The organism is Streptomyces sp. NBC_01520, from assembly GCF_045040375.1.
In the GTDB taxonomy this organism is placed as follows: Bacteria; Actinomycetota; Actinomycetes; order Streptomycetales; family Streptomycetaceae; genus Streptomyces.
This window is the reverse complement of sequence record NZ_CP109404.1, coordinates 4,465,330-4,488,080: the sequence shown is the minus strand read 5'-3', so window position 1 is coordinate 4,488,080 and position 22,751 is coordinate 4,465,330. Positions and strand designations below refer to the sequence as shown.

Annotated in this window: 26 protein-coding genes; 11 read left to right on the top strand and 15 right to left on the bottom strand. The window is 70.4% G+C overall.

The features are described 5' to 3' along the window. Positions 1–18: 18 nt before the first annotated feature. The 4 genes from OG524_RS20365 to OG524_RS20350 all read right to left on the bottom strand — a co-directional run bounded on the left by OG524_RS20365 (position 19) and on the right by OG524_RS20350 (position 2,902). The gene (locus tag OG524_RS20365; RefSeq protein WP_405389426.1) at positions 19–612 is read right to left on the bottom strand and encodes a GNAT family N-acetyltransferase; all 594 of its coding nucleotides are present in this window, start codon (positions 610–612) and stop codon (positions 19–21) included. Between the two features lie 152 nt (positions 613–764). After that, complete coding sequence (gene ispF / locus OG524_RS20360; RefSeq protein ID WP_405811430.1) at positions 765–1,283, bottom strand: 2-C-methyl-D-erythritol 2,4-cyclodiphosphate synthase; 519 nt, start codon at positions 1,281–1,283, stop codon at positions 765–767. Further along, positions 1,273–2,037 (bottom strand): 2-C-methyl-D-erythritol 4-phosphate cytidylyltransferase, encoded by a 765-nt coding sequence (ispD, locus tag OG524_RS20355; protein ID WP_405389428.1) that lies wholly within the window; start codon positions 2,035–2,037, stop codon positions 1,273–1,275. Before ispD ends, ispF begins: the two co-directional genes overlap by 11 nt. A 382-nt stretch (positions 2,038–2,419) precedes the next feature. Further along, positions 2,420–2,902 (bottom strand): CarD family transcriptional regulator, encoded by a 483-nt coding sequence (locus OG524_RS20350; protein WP_006380568.1) that lies wholly within the window; start codon positions 2,900–2,902, stop codon positions 2,420–2,422. A 644-nt stretch (positions 2,903–3,546) separates the two neighbouring features. Between OG524_RS20350 and OG524_RS20345 the strand changes: the two genes are divergently transcribed. Next, complete coding sequence (locus OG524_RS20345; protein ID WP_405389430.1) at positions 3,547–4,245, top strand: DUF461 domain-containing protein; 699 nt, start codon at positions 3,547–3,549, stop codon at positions 4,243–4,245. A gap of 233 nt (positions 4,246–4,478) precedes the next feature. Here OG524_RS20345 and OG524_RS20340 read toward each other — a convergent pair whose 3' ends face one another. Together OG524_RS20340 and OG524_RS20335 are read right to left on the bottom strand one after the other, a co-directional pair. Beyond that, positions 4,479–5,159 carry a response regulator transcription factor gene (locus OG524_RS20340; RefSeq protein WP_014047499.1) on the bottom strand — a complete coding sequence of 227 codons (681 nt, stop codon included), beginning with the start codon at positions 5,157–5,159 and terminating at the stop codon, positions 4,479–4,481. After that, positions 5,156–6,424 carry a sensor histidine kinase gene (locus tag OG524_RS20335; RefSeq protein ID WP_405389431.1) on the bottom strand — a complete coding sequence of 423 codons (1,269 nt, stop codon included), beginning with the start codon at positions 6,422–6,424 and terminating at the stop codon, positions 5,156–5,158. The genes OG524_RS20340 and OG524_RS20335 overlap by 4 nt, the downstream gene beginning before the upstream one ends. A 199-nt stretch (positions 6,425–6,623) precedes the next feature. On the opposite strand from OG524_RS20335, the gene phoU reads away from it, so the two are divergent. Together phoU and OG524_RS20325 are read left to right on the top strand one after the other, a co-directional pair. Then, positions 6,624–7,301: a phosphate signaling complex protein PhoU gene (phoU, locus tag OG524_RS20330; protein ID WP_384499564.1), complete on the top strand. Its 678-nt coding sequence runs from the start codon at positions 6,624–6,626 to the stop codon at positions 7,299–7,301. A 167-nt stretch (positions 7,302–7,468) separates the two neighbouring features. Next, on the top strand, positions 7,469–7,618 hold the full coding sequence (locus OG524_RS20325) for a hypothetical protein (RefSeq protein ID WP_164494140.1): 150 nt from the start codon (positions 7,469–7,471) through the stop codon (positions 7,616–7,618). A 78-nt stretch (positions 7,619–7,696) separates the two neighbouring features. Here the strand turns inward: OG524_RS20325 and OG524_RS20320 are convergent, their stop codons facing one another. Continuing rightward, positions 7,697–9,046, bottom strand: coding sequence for an MDR family MFS transporter (locus tag OG524_RS20320; RefSeq protein WP_405389432.1), 1,350 nt, complete (start codon positions 9,044–9,046; stop codon positions 7,697–7,699). 208 nt (positions 9,047–9,254) lie between these two features. On the opposite strand from OG524_RS20320, the gene OG524_RS20315 reads away from it, so the two are divergent. Both OG524_RS20315 and OG524_RS20310 read left to right on the top strand, forming a co-directional pair. Beyond that, entirely contained in the window at positions 9,255–10,016 is a 762-nt protein-coding gene (locus OG524_RS20315; protein WP_405811426.1) for a phosphoglyceromutase, read from the top strand. Between the two features lie 527 nt (positions 10,017–10,543). Beyond that, positions 10,544–11,011: a VOC family protein gene (locus OG524_RS20310; RefSeq protein ID WP_405389434.1), complete on the top strand. Its 468-nt coding sequence runs from the start codon at positions 10,544–10,546 to the stop codon at positions 11,009–11,011. A gap of 320 nt (positions 11,012–11,331) precedes the next feature. On the opposite strand, the gene OG524_RS20305 is transcribed toward OG524_RS20310, so the two are convergent. Next, entirely contained in the window at positions 11,332–11,658 is a 327-nt protein-coding gene (locus tag OG524_RS20305; RefSeq protein WP_405389435.1) for a hypothetical protein, read from the bottom strand. Between the two features lie 294 nt (positions 11,659–11,952). Between OG524_RS20305 and OG524_RS20300 the strand changes: the two genes are divergently transcribed. Both OG524_RS20300 and OG524_RS20295 read left to right on the top strand, forming a co-directional pair. Next, a complete protein-coding gene (locus tag OG524_RS20300) occupies positions 11,953–12,201 on the top strand; it encodes a hypothetical protein (RefSeq protein WP_361899439.1) in 249 nt (82 codons plus the stop codon). After that, positions 12,198–12,440: a hypothetical protein gene (locus OG524_RS20295; protein ID WP_384499532.1), complete on the top strand. Its 243-nt coding sequence runs from the start codon at positions 12,198–12,200 to the stop codon at positions 12,438–12,440. Before OG524_RS20300 ends, OG524_RS20295 begins: the two co-directional genes overlap by 4 nt. 21 nt (positions 12,441–12,461) lie before the next feature. Here the strand turns inward: OG524_RS20295 and OG524_RS20290 are convergent, their stop codons facing one another. Further along, on the bottom strand, positions 12,462–13,232 hold the full coding sequence (locus OG524_RS20290) for a hypothetical protein (protein WP_405389436.1): 771 nt from the start codon (positions 13,230–13,232) through the stop codon (positions 12,462–12,464). 267 nt (positions 13,233–13,499) lie between these two features. Between OG524_RS20290 and OG524_RS20285 the strand changes: the two genes are divergently transcribed. After that, complete coding sequence (locus tag OG524_RS20285; protein ID WP_405811422.1) at positions 13,500–14,525, top strand: phosphotransferase family protein; 1,026 nt, start codon at positions 13,500–13,502, stop codon at positions 14,523–14,525. Here the strand turns inward: OG524_RS20285 and OG524_RS20280 are convergent. Together OG524_RS20280 and mshA are read right to left on the bottom strand one after the other, a co-directional pair. After that, the gene (locus OG524_RS20280; protein WP_405389439.1) at positions 14,494–15,003 is read right to left on the bottom strand and encodes a YbjN domain-containing protein; all 510 of its coding nucleotides are present in this window, start codon (positions 15,001–15,003) and stop codon (positions 14,494–14,496) included. The two genes, OG524_RS20285 and OG524_RS20280, sit on opposite strands and share 32 nt — an antisense overlap. A gap of 68 nt (positions 15,004–15,071) precedes the next feature. After that, entirely contained in the window at positions 15,072–16,424 is a 1,353-nt protein-coding gene (gene mshA / locus OG524_RS20275) for a D-inositol-3-phosphate glycosyltransferase (RefSeq protein WP_405811420.1), read from the bottom strand. Between the two features lie 196 nt (positions 16,425–16,620). Between mshA and OG524_RS20270 the strand changes: the two genes are divergently transcribed. Together OG524_RS20270 and OG524_RS20265 are read left to right on the top strand one after the other, a co-directional pair. Beyond that, on the top strand, positions 16,621–17,406 hold the full coding sequence (locus OG524_RS20270; protein WP_405389441.1) for a class I SAM-dependent methyltransferase: 786 nt from the start codon (positions 16,621–16,623) through the stop codon (positions 17,404–17,406). 352 nt (positions 17,407–17,758) lie between these two features. Then, complete coding sequence (locus OG524_RS20265) at positions 17,759–18,838, top strand: C40 family peptidase (RefSeq protein WP_405389443.1); 1,080 nt, start codon at positions 17,759–17,761, stop codon at positions 18,836–18,838. Between the two features lie 103 nt (positions 18,839–18,941). On the opposite strand, the gene OG524_RS20260 is transcribed toward OG524_RS20265, so the two are convergent. After that, complete coding sequence (locus OG524_RS20260; RefSeq protein WP_405389444.1) at positions 18,942–19,433, bottom strand: NUDIX hydrolase; 492 nt, start codon at positions 19,431–19,433, stop codon at positions 18,942–18,944. Positions 19,434–19,704: 271 nt separating this feature from the next. On the opposite strand from OG524_RS20260, the gene OG524_RS20255 reads away from it, so the two are divergent. Beyond that, positions 19,705–21,042: a PP2C family protein-serine/threonine phosphatase gene (locus tag OG524_RS20255; protein WP_405389445.1), complete on the top strand. Its 1,338-nt coding sequence runs from the start codon at positions 19,705–19,707 to the stop codon at positions 21,040–21,042. Here the strand turns inward: OG524_RS20255 and OG524_RS20250 are convergent. From OG524_RS20250 to OG524_RS20240, 3 genes are all read right to left on the bottom strand, one after another. Then, a complete protein-coding gene (locus tag OG524_RS20250; protein WP_405389446.1) occupies positions 21,024–21,362 on the bottom strand; it encodes a DUF2516 family protein in 339 nt (112 codons plus the stop codon). The two genes, OG524_RS20255 and OG524_RS20250, sit on opposite strands and share 19 nt — an antisense overlap. Positions 21,363–21,472: 110 nt before the next feature. After that, positions 21,473–22,105, bottom strand: a complete 633-nt coding sequence (locus OG524_RS20245) for a hypothetical protein (protein WP_405811416.1) — start codon at positions 22,103–22,105, stop codon at positions 21,473–21,475. Positions 22,106–22,133: 28 nt separating this feature from the next. Further along, entirely contained in the window at positions 22,134–22,643 is a 510-nt protein-coding gene (locus OG524_RS20240) for a helix-turn-helix domain-containing protein (protein WP_405389448.1), read from the bottom strand. Between the last annotated feature and the right edge of the window lie 108 nt (positions 22,644–22,751).

The window sequence follows — 22,751 nt, the reverse complement described above, 5'->3', positions numbered from 1 at the left end:
TTTGAAAGAGAGGGGGGTTCACGCGGAGACCGGCACGGGCATCGGCAGTTCGAAGTGGATGATGCCCTGACCGCCGCCGGGCAGGTTCCGCTCGTCGCAGACCTCGTGCGCCATCGACCGCCAGAACGGCTCGGCGCCCGGCACGGCCGGATCGGTGTGGAGGTAGAGCGAGGTGTAGCCGCCCGCCGCGGCGGCGAAGGCGCCGAGCTCCCGCACCAGCCACCGGGCCAGCCCGTGCCGCCGGTGTTCGGGGCGTACGTAGATCCGGCACAGCTGGGCGGTCGTACCGGAGGGGAAGCGGTCGGCGACCCACCGCGGATTGGGCGGCGCCTGCGGACCCCGGTCCCGCACCGCTCCCGTCGCGACGGTCTCGTCACCGTGCCGCACGACCAGCAGCGTGCAGCGCTCGGGCCGCAGGTAGGCGCTCTCCGGATCGATGATGTCGGCGTGCCAGCGCGGTACGTAGCCGGAGCCCAGGTCGCGGTAGACGGTGTCCAGCATGACCGCCCGCGCGCCGCCGAGGTCCTGCGCCGTGGCGGTCCGCAGGACATACCCGTCGGTGAGGGCCGGCGCGTCCGGCACCCTCGTCGCCCCCGCGGTCACGCTCACCACTGACGCTCGCCCTCACTCCCGGCCCCAGGGGCCCCGTACGGCACATCACTTGCCGCATCAGCGTACGTGCAAGTGATGTGCAATAAGAGGGTGGGGGTGGTGTCGGGCCAGGTGGGCGGCCCGGGGGGTGCTCTCGCAGGGAGGTTCTGAGGTCAGTCGGTGGTGCGGTAGACCAGCGCGGTCGCGATGCCGGCGATGCCCTCGCCCCGGCCGGTGAACCCCAGACCGTCGGAGGTGGCGGCGGACAGTGAGACGGGGGCGCCCACCGCGTCCGACAGCACCTTCTGGGCCTCGTCGCGCCGCTTGCCGATCTTCGGGCGCAGGCCGACGACCTGGACGGCCACGTTGCCGATCCCGAAGCCCTCCGCGCGCACGATCCGGGCGGCCTCGGTGAGCAGGGTGACCCCGGAGGCGCCGGACCACTCGGGGCGGCCCGTGCCGAAGTGCTGGCCCAGGTCGCCGAGTCCGGCGGCCGAGAACAGGGCGTTGCACGCGGCGTGCGCCACCACGTCGGCGTCGGAGTGGCCTGCCAGGCCGGGACCCTCGCCCTCCCACAGCAGCCCTGCGCACCAGAGCTCGCGGCCCTCCTCGAAGGCGTGGATGTCCGTCCCGATGCCGACGAGCGGGATCAGGGGGGCCGGGGCCCGCTGCGGCGTGTGCTCAGAATCCATCGTTCGCCCTCCGGCGTGCGAGAACGGCTTCGGCCAGGACCAGGTCCAGCGGCCGTGTCACCTTGAAGGCCTCTTCGTGTCCGGGGACGACCACGACGGGCACGCCGAGGCGTTCCACCATGCCCGCGTCGTCGGTCGCGCCCTCACCGTCGACGGCCACGGCCCCGTGCGCCTTGACGAGCGTGTCCCGGTCGAAGCCCTGCGGGGTCTGGACGGCACGCAGCCTGGCCCGTACCGGGGTCGACAGGACGGGTTCGGGCTCGCCCGGCGTGCCGGGTTCGACTTCCTTGACGGTGTCGGCGAGCGGCAGTGCGGGGACGACGGCGGGCGCACCGTCCCGTACCGCCTCGATGACCGCGTCCACGGTGTCGACGGGCACCAGAGGGCGGGCCGCGTCGTGGACGAGCACGACCGAGATGCCCTCGGGCAGGGCGTCGAGGCCGAGCTTCACGGACTCCTGGCGTGTCGCGCCGCCGGGCACCACGAGGTAGTCGGTGCGCTCGGGCAGGGAGTGGTCGGCGACGAGGTTCTTGACCTCGGCCGCGCCGTCCGGGGGTGCCACCACGACGACGAGGGTGACGGCGCGGGACGCGGCCATCGCCCGTACGGCGTGGATCAGCATGGGGGTCCCGCCGAGCGAGCGCAGCGCCTTGGGTGTTCCGGGGCCGAGCCGGACACCGCGGCCGGCCGCTGGGATCACCACCGCGGTGCGGAAAGGGCGCGGTTCAGCAGGCGACGGGGACATCGGTGACATCGGTTGCACTCCGAAGCTTCGGCATGTTTGTTTCCACGGCCGACATGGGTATGGCCCCAGCGAGCCGGGCGCGACGCCTCGACCTGACCGGGACCCCTTCCGTGACCCCTGGTCGGGCAGGCCGCAGCGAGGGCTTGGTTGAGCTTGCGAGGGGGCTGGCACCGGACACGGATCCGACGGGATCCGGCCGGATCCCGTCGGTTTCCCGCAGGACTCCCGTGGTCCATGTTCCCGTCGGGCCATGGACGCCGTGGCGGGGATCCGAACATGCCGCAGCGCCCGGCGACTCACCGTGGAAGACGGTTGGTCAGCGGGCACCGCAGCACATTCTTACGACCGGCGTGATCCGGATTCCGGAGCTATCCGGGTACCGGCGTCATCGTCAGGACGCGAGGACCTCGTCGAGCAGGGCCTCGGCCTTGTCCTCGTTCGTGTTCTCCGCGAGGGCGAGTTCGCTCACCAGGATCTGGCGGGCCTTGGCGAGCATGCGCTTCTCACCTGCGGAGAGTCCACGCTCGCGCTCGCGACGCCACAGGTCACGCACCACTTCGGCGACCTTGATGACATCGCCGGAGGCGAGCTTCTCGAGATTTGCCTTGTAGCGTCGGGACCAGTTCGTCGGCTCTTCGGCGTACGGCGCGCGCAGCACCTCGAAGACCCGGTCCAGCCCTTCCTGCCCGACTACGTCACGCACACCGACGAACTCCGCATTGTCCGCCGGTACACGAACCGTCAAGTCGCCCTGGGCGACCTTGAGCACCAAGTAGGTCTTGTCCACGCCTTTGATCTGGCGAGTTTCGATAGCCTCGATCAGCGCGGCCCCGTGATGGGGATAGACCACGGTGTCGCCAACCTTGAACGTCATGTGACAGGTACCCCTTCCGTGGCTATCCAGAGTAACACGAGAACGGCTTCTCCTGAATGGCGTTTTCGCAGGTCAGGGCATATCTCGGGGCTTGACAACAGCAACACGAACGTGCTGCGGAAGGCCTCCGGAAGCGGATATTCGCAGGTCGGAGTGGGCGTGCGGTCGAGCTGAAACACACGCGCCACACGGACCGGAACCCACTCAGAAGGGGCTGAACGTCCCGTTTTGCCGGATTACAGATCTGAACTTTCCGTACTCCGTTCGGACATCGATCACCCGTACGGACCTTAGTCTCGATGGCCATTGAAATTGATCAACGGTCGACCGTCGGGTGGATTATGCGCAAGGAATGCGCCACCTCCGGGAGAATTGATCACACGCCGATCGCGTACTGCTCGCGTACCGATCGGCGTACTGCTCGCGCGCCGATCACTCGCGTTTTGTGAACGCGGTGCGAATCGACGCGATCGGACCGCCTGTCAGGTCCGGCGCCCGTAGGGGCGGGTCGGGTGCGGGCCCTGGACGGTGGCTCGGTAACCTGAGTCCGCTGACACGCACTTAGGGCGGCTTTACGTCGCTCGGCCTTCCTGTCCGCAGAGTCCGAAGTCCGCAGTCCGATCGTTCAAGGAGTTGCCGCCGCCGTGAGCCGCAGCCTTCGACACGGTGCCCTCGCCGTCACTGCCCTCGTGTTCTCGATCGCCTCGCTCTCCGCGTGCGGTGCGGGCAACAACGCAGAGACGCTCCAGGTCAGGCCGGACAACGCGGCCACCGCTGTCGACCAGATCAAGATCCAGAACGCGAACGTCATCATCCAGCCGGAGCAGGACGCCGAGGGCCCCGCCGTCGTCGCCGCCACGCTGTTCAACGCCGGCCCGAAGCAGGAGATCCTGGAGGCCGTCACGCTGCCGGGCACCAACGCCACGGTGAAGCTGCAGGCCGCCGAGGGCAAGGGACCGGTCGTGATCCCGGCCGGTGGACGCGTCGTCCTGGGCGGCAAGGGCAACGCCTCCGCCGTGATCGAGAACGGCCGTCAGGCCGGGCGCGCCGGCAACGTACAGAACGTCGTCTTCGCGTTCAGCGAGACCGGCGACGTCCAGCTGGGCGCCTCGATCGTTCCTGCGACGGGCTTCTTCAAGGACTTCGGCCCGAGCGCCCTGCCGGAGCCGGAGCCCACACCCTCGGAGGACGCCTCCGAGACGCCGGGCGAGCCGTCGGGCAGCCCGGCGGAGTCCGAAGCGGGCGCCGAGTCCGGGGCGGGCACCGGATCCGAAGCGGGCGCCGAGTCCGAGGCGGAGGGCGACACCTCCACGCCGTCGGACGGGGCTTCCGCCTCCCACTGACGCACGCCGTACTGCGAAGGGGCGCCTCCGGCCGGAGGCGCCCCTTCGCAGTAACTCGTGTCACCGCCACCGGCCGGCCCGTATCAAAGCCACCGGATCCTACGGTCCGGCCCCAGGGGCCGGGTCACGCGTGTCCGGTGGCACGGCGCCTGTGACGTGGTGCCGGTGGCGTGGTGCCTGTTGTGACGTGGTTCCTGTTACCAGCTCTACGGCCGGCGTGGCCGGGTGCCGGTTTACGGCTCGAACTTGTAGCCCAGGCCCCGCACCGTGACCAGATACCTCGGCGCACCCGGGTCGGGCTCGATCTTGGCGCGGAGACGCTTGACGTGAACGTCGAGGGTCTTCGTGTCCCCCACGTAGTCCGCACCCCAGACCCGGTCGATCAGCTGCATACGGGTCAGGACGCGGCCCGCGTTGCGCAGCAGCATCTCCAGCAGGTCGAACTCCTTCAGCGGGAGGTCGACCTTGCCGCCGGAGACCGTCACGACGTGGCGGTCGACGTCCATCCGGACCGGACCCGCCTCCAGGGCCGCCGGGGTGACCTCCTCCGGCTCGCCGCGACGGCGCAGGACCGCACGGATGCGGGCCACCAGCTCCCGCGAGGAGAAGGGCTTGGTCACGTAGTCGTCGGCTCCTATCTCCAGGCCGACGACCTTGTCGATCTCGCTGTCCTTCGCGGTGACCATGATCACCGGTACGTTGGACCGCACCCGCAGCTGCCGGCAGACCTCGGTGCCGGGCAGGCCCGGCAGCATCAGGTCGAGCAGCACGAGGTCGGCGCCGTTGCGTTCGAACTCGTCGAGGCCGTCGGGGCCGGTGGCCGCGATGGCCACCTCGAAGCCTTCCTTGCGGAGCATGTAGGACAGGGCGTCGCTGAAGGATTCCTCATCCTCGACGACAAGCACTCGGGTCACGGAAGAGCCTCCGGGGCAGGAAATGGTTCAAAAGTATCGGTCTCGTACGGCCCCTCGTCGTCAACGGCGCCGTTGACGATGAGCGGTCCGCCGGTGGTGCGCCCCCGTACGACACCCGATTCGGGCAGTCGCAGGGTGAAGGTGGAGCCCTGTCCCTCCGAGCTCCATACAGTGACCTCCCCGCCGTGCGAGGCGGCCACGTGCTTGACGATGGCGAGGCCGAGACCGGTGCCACCGGTGGCCCGTGAGCGGGCCGGGTCGACGCGGTAGAACCGCTCGAAGACCCGCTCGCGGTCCTTCTCGGAGATGCCGAGGCCCTGGTCGGTCACGGCTATCTCGATCAGATCCCCGCCGGGTGCGGCCAGCCGCCGGGCAGCGATGCCGACGCGGGTACGGGCGGGGCTGTAGTTGACGGCATTCTCCACGAGATTGCCGAGAGCGGCAGCGAGCTGACCGCGGTTCCCCCAGACGAAGAGGTCCGCCGTGCCGCCCGATGCCATGGTGATCTGCTTGGAACCGGCCTGTTGCCGGCACCGGTCGATGGCCTCCGCGACCAGTTCCTCCACCCGTACGGGTTCGGCATCCTCCAGCGGGTCGTCGTTCTGCACCCGGGAGAGGTCGATGAGCTCCTGTACGAGGTTGGTCAGGCGGGTCGCCTCGATCTGCATGCGTCCGGCGAACCGCTCGACCGCCTCCGGGTCGTCGGACGCGTCCATGACGGCCTCGGAGAGGAGCGAGAGCGCACCGGTCGGGGTCTTGAGCTCATGGCTGACATTGGCCACGAAGTCGCGGCGCACCGCCTCTATGCGGCGGGCCTCGGTGAGGTCCTCGACGAGCAGCAGCACCAGGCGCGACCCCAGCGGGGCGACCCGGGCCGAGACGGCGAGCGCCTCGCCCCGTCCCGTACCGCGCCGTGGAAGATCCAGCTCCACCTGGCGTATCTCACCGTCACGCCGGGTGTCCCTGGCCATGTGGAGCATCGGCTCGACCGACAGCCGTCCGCCCCTGACCAGCCCCAGCGCATACGCGGCGGAGCTGGCCTTGACGACGCTGTCGCTCTCGTCGAGGACCACGGCGGACGAGCTGAGCACGGAGAGGACGGTGTCCACCCCGGGAGGCAGGGGGGCATTGCTGTCGGGCCGCATGGACGTACGCGTCGGGCGCTTCTGCTCGCGTTCGCTCCAGCGGAACGCCAGCATCGCGATCACGCCGGTGCACAACCCGGCAATCGCGGCAGCTGCGGCCACTGCCGCGTTCACGTCCATGCTTCAAGGTTATGCGGGCGCGCCGACACTCTCCCAGCCATCCGGGTGCCATCTCGAACACTCGTCGCCCAGAGTTCACCGAGGGGATAGTGCTGGTTCATTTAGGGGGCCGGATCCCGACGCGTTGGCACCCCACCGTGGGAGCGTGGGGGTCGGCCCAGAGACCCCGGCCTCAGTAAGGATCTGGAGAGGGACTTCCATGCGCGACGCTTATCACGAGGAACTCGATTCGATCGGCGAGGACCTGGTCGAGATGGCCAGGCTCGTCGGATCGGCGATCGGACGAGCCACGACGTCCATGCTCGACGCCGATCTCAAGCTCGCCGAGAGTGTGATCGCCGCGGACCAGAAGGTCGACGACCTGCAGCACGACCTGGAGGCGCGGGCCATCGCGCTGCTGGCCCGCCAGCAGCCGGTCGCGACCGATCTGCGGATCGTGGTCACCTCGCTGCGGATGAGCGCCGACCTGGAGCGCTCGGGCGATCTCGCCCAGCACGTCGCCAAGCTGGCACGGCTGCGCTTCCCGCAGACGGCGGTGCCGCACGACCTGCACGCCACCATCCTGGAGATGGGGCAGCTCGCACAGCGCCTGATGGCGAAGGCCGCCGAGGTCATCATCACGAAGGACGTCGACCTGGCGCTCCAGCTGGAGCAGGACGACGACGAGATGGACCTGCTGCACCGCACGCTGTTCCAGCACCTGATGGACGACCGCTGGAAGCACGGCATCGAGACGGCCGTCGACGTGACGCTGCTCGGCCGCTACTACGAGCGCTTCGCCGACCACGCCGTATCGGTCGCCAAGCGCGTCGTCTACCTGGTGACGGGCGAGCACGCGGACGAGATCCAGGCGGCGGCGCCGGTGGAGGGTGCGTAGGGGCGCAGTAGGCGCGCGGGGGTAGCACGTCTGTTCCATCACGCGTGCGCCGTTGATGCGCCCGCCGGGTTGGGCATGCAATGGGGGCAGGGGCGGCACGGATTCCGTACGCCCCCGTCGTACGCATGCGTCGTACGCCGTCGAGTCGTACGCCCTGAGGAGGGACCATGGCCGATTCCCCCATGACCGAACCCCAGCAGGAGACCCCGACCGAAGTGGTGCATCTGACCGTGCTCGGCGCCTGCGGCTGCGGCTCGGGCTGCGGGTGCGGCTGCCAGTCCGGCGCGCCGTGCCAGTGCGGTGGATGTTCCGGCTGACCGGAGACACGCGACGGTGCCGTGCGGTCGACACCCGTCCACCGCACGGCACCATCGGCTTCCGCGGCCTCCGGCCCGTCAGGCCGTCGGCTCGACGGCGGCCTGCTCGGTGACACTCCGCACCGTGACGGCCTGCTCGGCGACACTCCGCACCGTGACGGCCTGCTCGGCGACGGTCTGCTCGGCGACCGGCCGCGGCGCGGCCGGGGATGCGGTCACCGGATCCGGCAGGTTCCGCATGAGCAGCCAGTAGCCGACCGCCGCCACCGTGCCCAGCACCGCGCAGGTGCCCCACAGCCAGTCGGCACCGTAGTGGTCGATCACGAAGCCGGACATCAGCGGGGCGACGAGTGCCGCCGCGGACCACGACATCGTGTACATGCCCTGGTAGCGGCCCCGGCCGTGCGCCGGGGAGAGCTGGACGACGATGCTCGTCTGCGTCGGCGCGTTCACGATCTCGGCGATGGTCCAGACGCACACCGTCAGCGCGTACACCCCGACCGAGCCCGCGAAGGCGGTCAGCCCGAATCCGTACCCGGCGAGCACGGACGAGATGACCAGCAGGCGGCGCGGGTCCCGGTGCTGGATGAAGCGGGTCACGGGAATCTGCAGGGCGACGATCAGCACCCCGTTGACGGCGATGGCCGTGCCGAAGTCGGAGCTGGAGAGCCCGTCCGCACCCATGGCCACCGGCAGCCCGACGTACCCCTGCTGGAAGATCAGGGCCACCAGGAACGACAGCCCGACGACTCCCATGTAGCGCCCGTCGCGCAGGACGGTGCCCAGCCGTACGTCGTCCGGGGCGCGGGCCCCTGCCGCCAGGGGCACCTCCTCGGGCCGCGATTCCGGCACCTTGAGGAACACGACGACGGCGCAGACCAGCGTCATCACGGCTTCGCCCATGAAGCCGGCCAGGTAGCTGTACTCGGCGATGAAGCCTGCTCCGGCCGAGGAGATGGCGAAGCCCAGGTTGATGGCCCAGTAGTTGAGCGAGAAGGCCCGCACCCGGTCCTCGGGCCGGACGATGTCGGCCATCATCGCCTGCACGGCCGGCCGGGACGCGTTGCTCGCCATGCCGACCACGAAGGCGACACCCGCGATCGCGCCCGGGTGGACCATGAAGCCGAGCACGGCCACGGACACGGCGGTCGAGAGCTGCGCGATCAGCATGGTGGGCCGACGCCCCAGCCGGTCCGTCATCACCCCGGCCCCCAGCGACGAGACGACCCCGCCGAGCCCGTGGAGAGCGACGACCAGACCGGCGTACGAGGCCGAGTAGCCCCGGTCCAGGGTCAGATAGAGCGCCATGAACGTGGCGACGAACCCGCCGAGACGGTTGACCAGCGTGCTGATCCACAGCCACCAGAACTCCCTGGGGAGCCCGGCGACCGTCTCGTGTGCCGCCTTTCTGAGACCGGCGACGGACATAGGGCTTCCCCCCGGGGACGTACGGAACGGATGCGGGCTCCTGTAAGTGGCCCGGTAGCTGACCGAACATTACGAATCCGGGATCCCCGACCGCCACTCGATTGACGCCGACCGTCAAACGTCACGCCGCACCCGCTGTCCGGACGCCCCCTGTCCGCCCTGTGACCGGGCGCGCGGAGGCCGCGCGGGTTCGATTACGCTCGGGCTCATGGCCGACGCACCGTACAAGCTGATCCTCCTCCGCCACGGCGAGAGCGAATGGAACGCGAAGAACCTGTTCACCGGTTGGGTGGACGTAGACCTCACCGACAAGGGCGAGAAGGAGGCGGTCCGCGGCGGTGAGCTGCTCAAGGACGCCGGCCTGCTCCCCGACGTCGTGCACACCTCCCTCCAGAAGCGCGCGATCCGCACCGCCCAGCTCGGGCTGGAAGCGGCGGACCGCCACTGGATCCCCGTCCACCGCTCCTGGCGGCTGAACGAGCGCCACTACGGCGCCCTCCAGGGCAAGGACAAGGCACAGACCCTCGCCGAGTTCGGCGAGGAGCAGTTCATGCTCTGGCGCCGCTCGTACGACACCCCGCCGCCCGCCTTGGAGGACGGCACCAAGTTCTCGCAGAGCGCCGACCCGCGCTACGCCTCCATCCCGACGGAGCTGCGCCCGCGCACGGAGTGCCTCAAGGACGTCGTCGACCGCATGCTGCCGTACTGGTACGACGGCATCGTCCCCGATCTCCTCGACGGCAAGACCGTCCTCGTCGCCGCCCACGGCAACAGCCTGCGCGGCCTGGTGAAGCACCTGGACGGCATTTCCGACGACGCCATTTCGGGCCTCAACATCCCGACCGGCATCCCGCTCGCGTACGAGCTGGACGCCGACTTCCGCCCGCTGAAGCCGGGCGGCACGTACCTCGACCCGGAGGCGGCGAAGGCCGCCATCGAGGCCGTGAAGAACCAGGGCAAGAAGAAGTAGCCTTCGTGATCATGCCCCCGACCTGCGCTTACGGCGCGGTGCGGGGGCATTTTCACGGCCTGGGCCCACTGTGGGACCTCAGCGCGGCAATGTTGCCTTGAGTCGCGGAGATCGTTGCCCTGTATGTGACGGGGGTGGGGCGCGGGTCAGCCGGTGTGATCGGGGCTTCTCCCTGGCACGGCATGTAGTTGCCCGGTGAGCACTGTCCAGGCCGAGAGCACCACTGCTCGGAGAACACGCCGACTTCTGCTGTGCGCGTGCAGCATCGCCCGAGGAGCGTGTACCTGTCGGTGTGCCATGAGCAGCTGACCGATAATCCCGGCTCGCACACCTCCTACGGCCTCGGGGGCATCGGTACGGCGGCTGCCGCCAAGCCGGTGATCTTGCGCGTTCAGCACAGGCGGTCGGTCCGGCGTCGGGGTTCAGAGGTCTGAGGATGTCGAGAACGTGTCACCGGCTCCGTCCCAGGGACATCAGCGGCCACCAGCAGCCGGCACCGGCCGCACGAGGAAGAAGGAGAAGCCAGCATGGCCGTTCAGCGGATGGACAACGTCGGCATCGTCGTCGAGGACATTGATGCCGCCCTCGCGTTCTTCGTGGAACTCGGTATGGAACTGGAGGGCAGGGCGCAGGTCGAGGGCCTCTTCGCCGATCAGTGCACCGGACTCGACGGCGTCCGTTGTGACATCGCGATGGTCCGGACCCCGGACGGTCACAGTCGGCTGGAGCTGGCGAAGTACCGCAGCCCCGCGGTGATCAGCGCCGGGCCGCGCAACCGGCCGCACAACATTCCGGGTACGCACCGCGTCATGTTCGCCGTCGACGACATCGAGGACACCGTTGCCCGCCTGCGCCCTCACGGCGCCGAACTCCTCGGCGAGATCGCCCGGTTCGAGGACAGCTATCTGCTCTGTTACGTCCGCGGCCCCGAGGGCATCATCGTCGGACTGGCCGAGCAACTGCGCCGAGAAGACGACGAGGTTCCGAACCGCTGATTTGTTCCCCGGGGCAGTCCCGTCGTCCTGCGGGCCTCCCACCGTCCTGCGGGCCTCAAGGTGAGCGCAAGGCAAGCGCACGGCCTACGTGAGGCCCGGAATCCCCCAGCCGCTCACTGAAATGGAGCCTGCCGTGGGGGCGTGATGCTTGATCAGGGGTGGGAAGACGATGCCGGCGGCGACCCGGCCCAGGGTTGTGCCTGGGTCATGACCGTCGTCGCTGGTCTGCGTGCTGGGTCGTCGTCCTGCTGGCCGCGGCCGTCTTCGGGCTGCATCTCTTCCCTTCCCTGGTGGAAGCTCTCAGCGCATAGCCCGTCCGGTCACCTCCTGCGGGTGGCCATGGCTGTCGCGAGCGCCATGGTCGTCGTCAGCACCGTCACCACGAGCGAGGCGAAGAACAGTGCCTCCAGCCACCCGGCGCTCCCGCCTGTGACCATGCCGCCGGCCGAAGCGCACGTCACCTCCGGTGGGAAGCTCTGCCTCCGCACGTTCTGGCAGGTGTTGGGCAGGTCGTCGTTGATCGCGTACGCGTTCAGCCAGAGCAGGGCCCAGGTGACCAGGAAGACGCCTGACGAGGCGAGGGAGACGCCCCACAGCAGAGTCGGGCGTTCCGGTCGCGCCTCGGTGTCCGGCTCGGGTGGTGTCATGAGCGGCAGCGTACGAGGCCGGGTGGCCGGCGTCCACGGGCGGTCGGTCGCTACAACTGGGACTGTCCGTACGCGCCCTGAGCGCCTCCCGGATGCGCACGGGCCGGACATTTCCGGCGACTTCCGAGCGCTTCCGGCCGGGGGACGCGTCGTGCGTGCGTGCGGTCCGTACGTGCGGTCCTGGTTCGAGCGGCACCCGCTAACGTGGCCCCCGTGCCTGCCCGTTCACCACGCGCGCGGGGCGTGGAACGGACAGGCGAAGCACAGAGAGCAAGGAGATCGGGGAGAGCGATCATGGGCGAGTCTCTGAAGACCTTCGTCGGCGGCACCGAGGTCGAGGTGCCCAACAGCATCCCGGCGATCCGTGCCGCGCTGCCCGAGGGAAGACGCGAGGAGTTCGACCACGCGATCAACGAGGCGGGTGTGCACGAGATCCAGGCCGTGATGCGGCACTGGATGCTCGAATCCGTCCCCGATCCCGAGGCCGAGCAGATCCTGGACCGGCTGGCGCAGGACGAGGCCGAGAGGCGGAGCGTCGCTTGAGTTTCCGTATCTCCTACGCACCGCCCGCCGACGACACCCTGGCCAAGATGCGGGACGGCTACGCCTTCCGGGACGAGATGGCGCGCACCCTGGGCCGGGATCCGTACGGACATGCCTCGACCGCCGTCAAGCGGGAACGCGACCGGCGTGAGGCGACCGTGTCCGGGGCCATCGTCCTCTACTACGTCTCCGGGTCCGTGCTGACGGTCACCGTGGTCAGGCTCGTACCGCTGCCGTGACCCGGAGGGCGGAGTCCGGAATCAGCCGAGCTTCTTGACCTGCGCGTCGACGACCTCGGCCGGCATGTCGAAGTCCGGGGCCTCCCCGCCGAAGGCGCTGAGGTTGAAGGCGAAGACGGTGGCGACCGTGCCGCCCTGGCGCAGTGTCACGAGCTTGAACGGGACGAGCGAGTCCGCCTCACCCGTCAGCACCGTCCACGCGACGGCCTCCTCGCCGCCGGTGACCTTCTCCTCGGTCAGCTTGACGACCTTCTGCTTCGAGTCCTTCATGGTCAGGGTGAAGCCGCCGGTGGCGCACTTGGCCGCGGACTCACGGAGCTCGGCGATGCTCTTCGCGGCGCCGTCGCCCTCGTAGGAGGCGAGCGTGACCAGCGAGGACGTCAAGTCGAGGGCGCCGGCGAGCGCGTCCTTCGAGGCGGAGGTGGGCTTCTTGGGCTCGCTGACGGCCTTGCGCCCTGCGTTCCCGACCGGCGTGCCGCGCTTCACCCCGTAGAAGGCGTGACCGATGGGCTCGCACTCCTTCTTGTCGACGACGACATCGGCGGCCTCGGCGATGTCCTCCGGGCCGGTCTTCGTGATCTTGTGGTCGGCGACGTCACCCTGCTCCAGCGACACCTTCTCCAGCTCGGCCGACGTCAGCGCCTTGACCGCGGTCTTCGCGTCGTCCTTCGCTCCCGGCTTCGCGCCCTCCTCCTTGCCCGTGGAGTCCGAGCCGCCGCAGGCGGTGGCCAGCAGGGCCAGGGCCGCTACGGAAGCGGCAAGGGCGGTACGGCGTACGGCGGTGGCGCGCATGGTTCGTCTCTCCGTCTGAGGGTTCACGTCTGGAAGTTCACGTCTGGGGTTCGCGTCCGGAAGGTTCGCGCCCGATGGATCAACAGCCCTTTTCCGGCGCGGAACTTCGGCGGCCACGGGAGGACGGTTGCGGTGCGTCACACTCTACGATCGGACACCTGTCCGATGATCACTCCACCCGGTCACGGGATGTGATCGTGACTCTGCTGTGATCACTCTGTGAAGGCCCTGTGGGGCCGCCGCGGCCGAACCCGAGGAGACCCGCCCGTGACCGTCGACGCGACAACAGCCGTACGCCGCGCGGTCGAGGCCGTCGCAGGCCCGGGAAGCACGGTCGTCTCCTGCGAGCCGCTCACCGGCGGCACGTACAACACCGTCACCCGGGTGACCTTCGAGGACGGCCGCGACTGGGTGGTGAAGATCCCGCCCCTCCACAGTGCCGGGATGAGCTACGAACAGCGTTTGCTGGTCAACGAGGTCACCTTCTACGGGACCGCGGCGGCCGTGGTCGGCGGCACCGTCCCGCAGGTCGTGCACAGCGAACTCGACGCCGGGGCGCCGACCGGGGCGTACGTCGTCATGACCGCGTGTCCGGGGCGCCCGTGGAACGACCTCGCGGACGAGCTGACGGACGGTGAGCGACGGCGGCTGCGCACGGAGCTCGGGGAACTCGTCGGCCGCCTCCACACCGTGACGGGTCCGGCCGGTTTCGGATATCCCGCCGGGCCCTTCGGGCCGCCGGCGCCGACCTGGCGGGAGGCGTTCACCGCGATGACCGGTGCGGTGCTCGCGGACGCGGAGGCGTACGGCGCGCAACTGCCGCGTCCGGCCGGGGAGATCCGCGCGCTGCTCGACTCCGCGGGGTACGTACTGGACGACGTGACCCGGCCCGCCCTGGTCCACTTCGACCTGTGGCAGGGCAATCTGCTGGTGGCCGGGGAGCCCGGCGCCCGGTCCATCGGCGGGATCATCGACGGTGAGCGGATGTTCTGGGGCGATCCGGTCGCGGACTTCGTCTCGACGGCACTGTTCGGGGACGTGGAGGAGGACCGGGACTTCCTGGCCGGTTACGCGTCCACGGCGGGCGGCCCCGTCGCCTTCACCCCGTCCGTACGGCTCCGGCTTGCCCTCTACCGCAGCTACCTCTATCTGATCATGCTCACCGAGACGGTCCCCCGGGGCGTGCCGGCGGACGCGCTGGAGTGGACGCGTACGGAGGTGGCGCCGCGGCTCGTGGCGGCGCTGGAGGACGTGGCGGGGATCAGTCGGCCGGGCGCCGGGTCAGGTGACTGAAGGCGTCCAGATTCCGGGTGGACTCGCCGCGCTCGACCCGCCAGGCGTACTCCTTGCGGATCGCGCTCGCGAAGCCCAGTTCGAGCAGGGGGTTGAAGGCGCCGTCCGCCGTTTCGAGGACCACGCCCAGCAGCCGGTCGAGCTCCTCGGGGGTGACCACGGAGAGCGGCAGCCGGGCGACGAGGTAGATGTCGCCGAGCGGGTCGATCGCGTAACTGACCCCGAAGAGGCGCAGGTTGTGCTCCAGCAGCCAGCGGTGCACGGCCGCGTCGTTCTCGTCCGGGTGACGGATGACGAAGGCGTTGAGGGAGAGGGAGTGCCTCCCGACGCGCAGGGAACAGGTCGTGGACAGCTTCCGGGTGCCGGGCAGCGTCACGACGTAACTGCCGGGTCCGGGGCTTTCCCATGCGAGCTCCGCGTCGTTCAGCGTCGCCTCGATGACCTGCGCCGCTGCTGCTTCCTCGGGTACGTCAGCCATGGTGCGAGCGTACGACAGAGGCACGAGGGCCTCAGCCCGGTGCGAGCGGGCACAACGGCGCGAAGGCCTCAGCCGTGGTGCGAGCGGGCGCGGCGGCGGTGGTCGTGCATCGCCGCCGTGTACACATCGGCGGTGGCCGAGGCCGCCGTGTCCCAGCCGAACGACTGGGCGTGCGCGGCGGCCGCCTCGCCCATCCGGTCGGCCAGCTGCGGGCTGTCCGCGAACCGGCCCAGCGCCTGCGCGTACGCATCGGGGTCGTGCCCCGGGATCAGGAAGCCGCTGACCCCGTCGCGCACCGCGACGGGAAGGCCGCCCACCGCCGCCGCGACCACCGGGGTGCCGGACGCCTGGGCCTCTATGGCGACCAGCCCGAAGGACTCGCTGTACGACGGCATGACCAGCACGGACGCGGCGCGGAACCAGTCGGCGAGCTGGTCCTGCCCGACCGGCGGGTGGAACCGCACGACGTCGGCGATGCCCAGCCGCGCGGCCAGTTTCTGCAGGCCCTCCGGCTTGGCGAGGCCGCTGCCGCTGGGGCCTCCGACGACCGGTACGACGATGCGGGAGCGCAGCGAGGGGTCGCGCTCCAGCAGGACGGCGACGGCACGCAGCAGCACGTCGGGGGCCTTCAGCGGCTGGATGCGGCCGGCGAAGAGGGGGATCAGCGCGTCCTGCGGCAGTCCCAGGCGGGCCCGGGCGGCGGCCCGGCCGTCGGCCGGACGGAAGCGCTCCAGGTTGACGCCGGGGTGGACGACGGCGACCGCGGCCGGGTTGGCGTCGTAGAAGCGGACGAGCTCGTCCGCCTCTTCCGCGGTGTTCGCGATGAGCCGGTCGGAAGCGTTCACGATCTGCGTCTCGCCGATGACGCGGGCGGCGGGCTCGGGGGTGTCGCCCTCGGCGAGCGCGGCGTTCTTGACCTTCGCCATGGTGTGCATGGCGTGGACGAGGGGGACGCCCCACCGCTGGGCGGCGAGCCAGCCGACCTGGCCGGAGAGCCAGTAGTGGGAGTGGACGAGGTCGTAGTAGCCGGGGCGCTGGCCTGCCCACGCCTGCATCACGCCGTGCGTGAAGGCACAGAGCTGGGCGGGCAGCTCCTCCTTGGCCAGGCCCTCGTACGGACCCGCGTCGACATGGCGGACCAGGACACCGGGCGCCAGTTCGACCGAGGGGGGCAGGGCGCCGGTAGTGGCCCGGGTGAAGATCTCGACCTCGACGTTGATCGCGGCGAGGCGCCTGGCCAGCTCCACGATGTAGACGTTCATACCGCCCGCGTCGCCGGTGCCCGGCTGGTGCAGGGGGGAGGTGTGCACGGAGAGCATCGCGACACGGCGCGGCTTGCGGTGACCGCCCGCGAAACCGCCCGGGAAGCGGATGCGGGGTGCCACACGACCGCTGCCGAGCCGAGAGACGTACTGGCTCACGTGGTCCGCTCCTCCTCCGCTCGGGCACGACGCGTCAGGGACACACGGCCCCTTGCAAGGGGAAAAACAGTGGAACCCAGCCTTTCATTTCCACTTTGCCAAATCATTGCGATCGCCTCGGCGTGCCGGGACGCCCCCGGCCGCCCCCCGCCCGCTGCGCATCGCCTCCTCCGGCGCTTCGCATACGCTCGCTGTCATGCACCAGCGCCCCATCGGCACCGTGACCCGCGGGACCACCAACCCCAACCGGCTGCGCCGCATGGACCGCTGGATCGCCGCCACCCACGGCCCCGCCCTGCGGCGTGCGGGCTCCCCCGTCGCGGTCGACCTCGGGTACGGGGCGGCCCCCTGGACCGCCGTCGAGCTGCTGCAACGACTGCGGGCCGCCGAACCGCGCACACAGGTCGTCGGCATCGAGATCGACCCGGCCCGGGTCGCCGCGGCGAAGCCGTACGAGCGCGAGGGCCTCACCTTCGTCCACGGCGGGTTCGAGATCCCGCTCGCCGGCCGCCCCTCCCTGATCCGGGCGGCGAACGTCCTGCGCCAGTACGACGAGGCCGAGGTCGCCGCGGTCTGGCAGCGGCTGTGCGCACGACTGGCCCCCGGAGGCCTTCTGGTGGAGGGCACCTGCGACGAGATCGGGCGCCGGCACGTCTGGGTGGCGCTCGGCCCCGAGGGTCCGCGCACGGTCACCTTCGCCACCCGGCTCGGCTCGCTGGAGCGTCCGTCGGACCTCGCGGAACGCCTCCCCAAGGCCCTGATCCACCGCAATGTCCCGGGCGAGCCCGTCCATGCCTTCCTGCGCGACCTCGACCGGGCGTGGGCCGCGGCCTCCCCCTACGCGTCGCTGGGGGCGCGGCAGCGCTGGATCACGACGGTGCGGGCGGTGTCCGCCGACTGGCCGCTGACGGACGACGTACGACGGTGGCGGCAGGGCGAGATCACGGTGCGGTGGTCCGCGCTGCGGCCGGCCGCGCACTGAGCGGGACCGGACGGGCGGCCTTCGACACGCATCGGCCGCCCCCCACGCGCATCTGCCGCCCGCTCGGCCGCCCCCCACGCGCTTCGGGCGCCCGCTCGGCCGCCCCCCACGCGCTTCGGGCGCCGGCGCTTTCGAACGCCGGCTGAACGCCGGACGTCGACCGGACTTCGGGCCCGGGAGCGGGAACACCGGCGGATCACCGTTCGTCCCCTGTGTGATGTGCCAGGTGGCGCGTGCCTCTGTTGTTTTACGGGGCGGCATGGCACGATCGCGTCGTCACCTGAAAGTTACTGACGGTAAGTCACATGTCCGCGATACGGCTTTCATTGCCTTTCGCCCGGAGGGGGAGCTTGTGAACCGACGCCACTGTGCCAGTGCCGCGATCACTCTGGTCTGCGCACTGGCCCTGCTGACCGCGCCGGTCCAGGCCATGGCCGCTCCGATTCCCGAGCCCTCCCCCACCTCCGCCGCGCCCGCCTCTCCTTCCGCTCCCGGGAAGAAGAGCCTCGCCGAGGTGCGCGAGGAGATCGACCTGCTCTACCGCAAGGCCGGGGCGGCCACGGACGCGTACAACCTCGCCGAGGAGCAGACGAAGAAGCAGTCCGGCGAGATCGTCCGGCTGGCCGAGTCGATCGCCGAGGGACAGGCACGGATCGCCGAGCTGAAGAGCAGGGCGGGCGCCGAGGCCCGCGAGCAGTACCGCAACGGCGGGCTCCCGCCGGGCGCGCAGCTGGTGCTCAGCGGCGACCCGGACCTCTTCCTGGACGGCGTGAACCAGTTCAGGCAGGGCCAGCAGGCGAGCAAGGGGATGCTCGTCGAACTCGAACAGGCCCAGGAGGACTTGGAGACGTACACCAAGGACGCCAGCCTCAACTGGGCGAAGCTCGAAGCCAATCGCGTCAAGCAGGCGAAGGCCAGGAAGAGCATCAACGCGCAGATCGCGACGGCGAAGAAGCTCGAATCGCAGCTGGAGAAGACGGAGCTGGCCCGGCTCCTCCAGATGGAGAAGGACGCGGCGTCCACCGCGCAGAGCGCCTGGCTCTCCTCCGGAGCACTCCAGGACATCAACCGCGAGGCGAGCGCGAGCGGCAAGCAGGCGGTGGCCTTCGCGACCGCCCAGATCGGCAAGCCGTATGTCTGGGGCGCCGAAGGTCCCGGCTCGTACGACTGCTCGGGGCTGACCTCGCAGGCCTGGGCCGCGGCGAAGCGGCCGATCCCCCGGACCTCCCAGGAGCAGTGGCGGCAGCTGTCACGCATCCAGATCCAGGACATGCGCCCCGGCGACCTGATCATCTACCACGACGACGCCAGCCACGTCGGGATGTACGTCGGCGACGGCATGATCGTGCACGCGCCCCGGCCCGGCCGCCACGTCACACTGGCGGGCGCGGGCTCGATGGAGATCCTCGGAGTCGTCCGCCCGGACAAGTAGTCCCCGCGGACCGTCGCCCACGAGCGGCCCCGCAAGCCCGGCCGCCCCTCGCCCGCTCCGATGGCGGAGGGGCGGGGGCCGCGGCGGACGATCCGGGAGCCGCCTACACGTGCGGAGCGGGCTGCGGGGAGACGACGTACCGGGCGGCGGGCTCGTCGGCCACGGCGGCGGCGATCCGGCCGCGCATGTCGTCGGACATGGGAGGCAGGTCGTCCAGCGGGAACCAGCGGGTGTCCGTGTTCTCACCGTCGGCCGGATACGGGTCACCGGACTGCCAGCGGAACCGGAAGACGAGGTCGAGGTACTGCGCCTGGTCCCCGTTCCCGTAGACGACCGGACCCGTGACGTGCACCAGGACCAGGCGCTCGGGAACCGCGTCGACGCCCGTCTCCTCCAGGACCTCCCGGGCCGCGGCGTCCGCCGGCTGTTCCCCGGGGTCGATGATCCCGGTCACGGACGTCCACGCGCCGTTGTCCGCACGCTTCACCAGGAGGACGCGTCCCTCCCTGAGGACGACCGCAGTCACCCCCGACAGCCACAGCGGGTCGTTCCCGATCTTCTCTCGCAGCGCGAGGATGAAATCTGGTGTCGCCATCGGGCCAGGATAGGAACCCGCCACGGCACACGCACCGCTCCCCGCCGCCCGCCCCGGGGCCGCGTGATGTTTGTCATGGCTCCCCTGTCCGCTTCGTCCGCGCACATCGGTCCGGATCCGTGACAGGAAGCGGCTTTTGGCCACGCATATGCCAGGTGCCGATCTTCGAACACCATTCCGCTCCCCCGCTCCGGCCGCTATCGTCCCCGTCTGGCAGGTCGTCGATCGTCGCCCCGCCGCGCCCTCGGGGGGAGGGAAGGAACCCGAACCGATGCCCGTACCCGTACCGCAGCAACGCGCTGTCCCCGCTGCGGAGACCACTCATGGCGCCGACCTCACCCTCCTGGTGATCGAGGACGACCCTGCGGGCACCTTCACCGTCCCCGAGCTGCCGTCCGCCGCCGGGACCCGGATCCGTGTCCGTACCGCGCGCAATCTCACCGAGGCCGGCCGGCTGCTCACCGACGACGTCGACTGCATCCTGCTCGACCTCGACCTGGCCCTGCCCACCGGCGCCCGCGCCGACGGCACGGCGGACGCCCCCGCCCACGACGAGCTCGCCACCCTCGAACACGTCCTGCGCATCGCACCTCGCCACGCCGTCCTCGCCCTCACGGCGGAGGACGACGCCGAGCGGGCCGCCGAAGCGGTACGGGTCGGCGCACAGGACTACCTCTTCCGCGGGGAACTCGACGGACGCCTCCTCAGCCGCGCCATCCGGTACGCCGTGGAGCGCAAGCGCGCGGACATCGCCCAGCACCAGCTGACCGAGTCCCGGCTGCGCGCCCAGGAGAACGCCCGGCTGGAACGCGGACTGCTGCCCACACCGCTCCTCGACGGCTCCGACCTGGCCTTCGCCGCCCGCTACCGGCCGGGCCGCAGCCGCGCCCTGCTCGGCGGGGATTTCTACGACACGGTCCGCACACCCGACGGCACGGTCCACGCGATGATCGGCGACGTCTGCGGGCACGGCCCCGACGAGGCGGCGCTCGGCGTCGAACTGCGCATCGCCTGGCGGGCACTGACCCTGGCCGGGCTCTGCGGCGACGCCCTGCTCTCGACGCTGCAACAGGTCCTGGAGCACGAACGGCAGAGCGAGGAGATCTTCGCGACGCTCTGCACCGTCGACATCGCCCCCGACGGCCGCCGCGCCGGACTCTGCATCGCGGGCCACCCCGCACCGCTGATCGCCCGCCGGGGAAGGGCTGCGCAACTGCTCCCGCACGAGGACGGCGGCCCGGCGCTCGGTCTGCTCCCGCACGCCCGCTGGCCGCGCAGGCAGGTCCAGCTGGGCGGCTCCTGGAGCCTGATGATGTACACCGACGGGCTGATCGAGGGGCGTGTCGGGCCGGTCGGGACGCAGCGGCTCGGCCAGGACGGCATGGTCGCCATGGTCAACGGCCAGCTGGACCGGGGGCTCGGCGGCGAGGCACTGCTGGAGGCCGCGGTCGCCCAGGCGCAGGAGCTGAACGGCGGCGAGCTGACCGACGACGTGGCGGTCCTGCTGCTCGAACGCGACGAGGCCCGGATACGACGACGGGACGGGAGCGCGATGCGCTCCCGTCCCGTCTCGGCCCCACCGGCAGGCGCTCAGCGCCCGCCGTTGTAGGGACCGTAGGGTCCGTCGCTGCTGGAACCGCCCCGGCTGCCGCCGCCACCGCCCGATACCGCCTTGAGCGCCGGCCGGACGTCCACCATGAAGACGATGGACGCGATGACGCCCGCGATCTGCAGGAACAGGATCGGAATGACGAGGTTCACCACGACGGTCACGCCGAGGATGATCAGCCAGAACGACTTCTTCTGCTTGTCCGCGGCCAGGTAGGCGTCCTCGCGCGCTGTCGCCGCGAAGACCAGCGCGACCACGGCCAGGACGAGCATGGCCAGGAACAGCAGCTGGAGGAACGAGCCGAATGCTGCGAGCAACATGGTGAGCACCGCCTAGTCAGTGGATGAGCGCCTCGCGGCCAAGGTACCGGGACAACGACCCGGCCACCCCCAAGGTGCCCGGACCGTTCCTCCCGTTCCCGCCCGTCCCGCTACTTCGCGGACGGCGGGGTCGTCTTCTTCGCCGCGGGCTTGCGGACCGGCGTGGGCTTCTTGGCGGGCGCGGCGGGCGTGGGCTTCTTCGCCGTCGCGGTCGGCGCGGGCTTCACGGCCGGCGCGGGCTTCGCCGGGGACGGAGCCGCGTCGGACTTCTGCTTCGGCACGGACTTCGGCTCCGCCTCGACGACGGCGGCGACCTCGACGATCTCCTCGGCCGTCTCGCCGCGCCACGTCCGTACGCTCTGCTCGCCGCGCTCGGCGACCTTCTCGTACGTCTCCCGGGCACGGACCGCGTACTCGGCGGCCACACCGACGCTCCGCAGCGCCAGGTCCTGGGCGGTCTCGCCCCACTTCTTCAGGTCGGTGTCCAGCGACCCGAAGACCTCGCTCACCTTCGCCTGCACGGTGGCCTGGGCCTCCTTGGCCTGCGTGGTCACCCGCTCCTGCACGGCCTTGGGGTCGGTGTTGCGCACGGCTTCGATCCGCTCGGGCGCCTCGGCCCGCAGCTGGTCGATCAGCGCCGGGAACTTGCGCGCCTGCTCCACGGCAAGATCGGCCGTGCCGGCGGCGAAGTAGAGGGGGGTCGGGTCGGTGAGGGTCTTGCGCAGGTCATCGGTGATGGCCATGACTGTGGTCCTCCCGGATCATCAGAAATCAGTTCAGGGGTGTGTCTGCATCACTGCCGCCGGCCGTGCGGGGGCCGCGGGCATCCGTGCCGGCACCGTTCTCGTCACCGGCACCGCTTTCCACGTCGGCATCGATTGTGCTCTCCGCATCCGGCGCACCGTGGACCTCGGCGCCGGTGTCGGGCACGACGTCGAAACCGTTCTCCTTGCGGAAGGAGTCGTAGATCTGCAGCAGTACGTTCTTCTGCCGCTCGTTGATCGACGGATCGGCCAATATGACCGCCCGCGTCTCCAGTTCCTCCCGCTCCCGCTCGTCAAGGATCCCGGCGCGCACGTACAGCGTCTCGGCCGAGATCCGCAGGGCCTTGGCGACCTGCTGCAGCACCTCGGCGCTCGGCTTGCGCAGACCGCGTTCGATCTGGCTCAGATACGGGTTGGACACTCCGGCGGCGTCGGCGAGCTGCCGCAGGGAGAGCTGCGCGGTACGCCGCTGCTCTCGCAGGTACTCACCGAGATTGCCGACGTTGAGTGATGCCATGCCTCGATACTGCATCACCCTTGCTAACTATTGCAAGCGCCCGCTTGCAAAAGTGTTCCGCGCCATGCGGGAGGCGGGCTTCGCGCGCGGCGGCGACCGGTCCTCCCG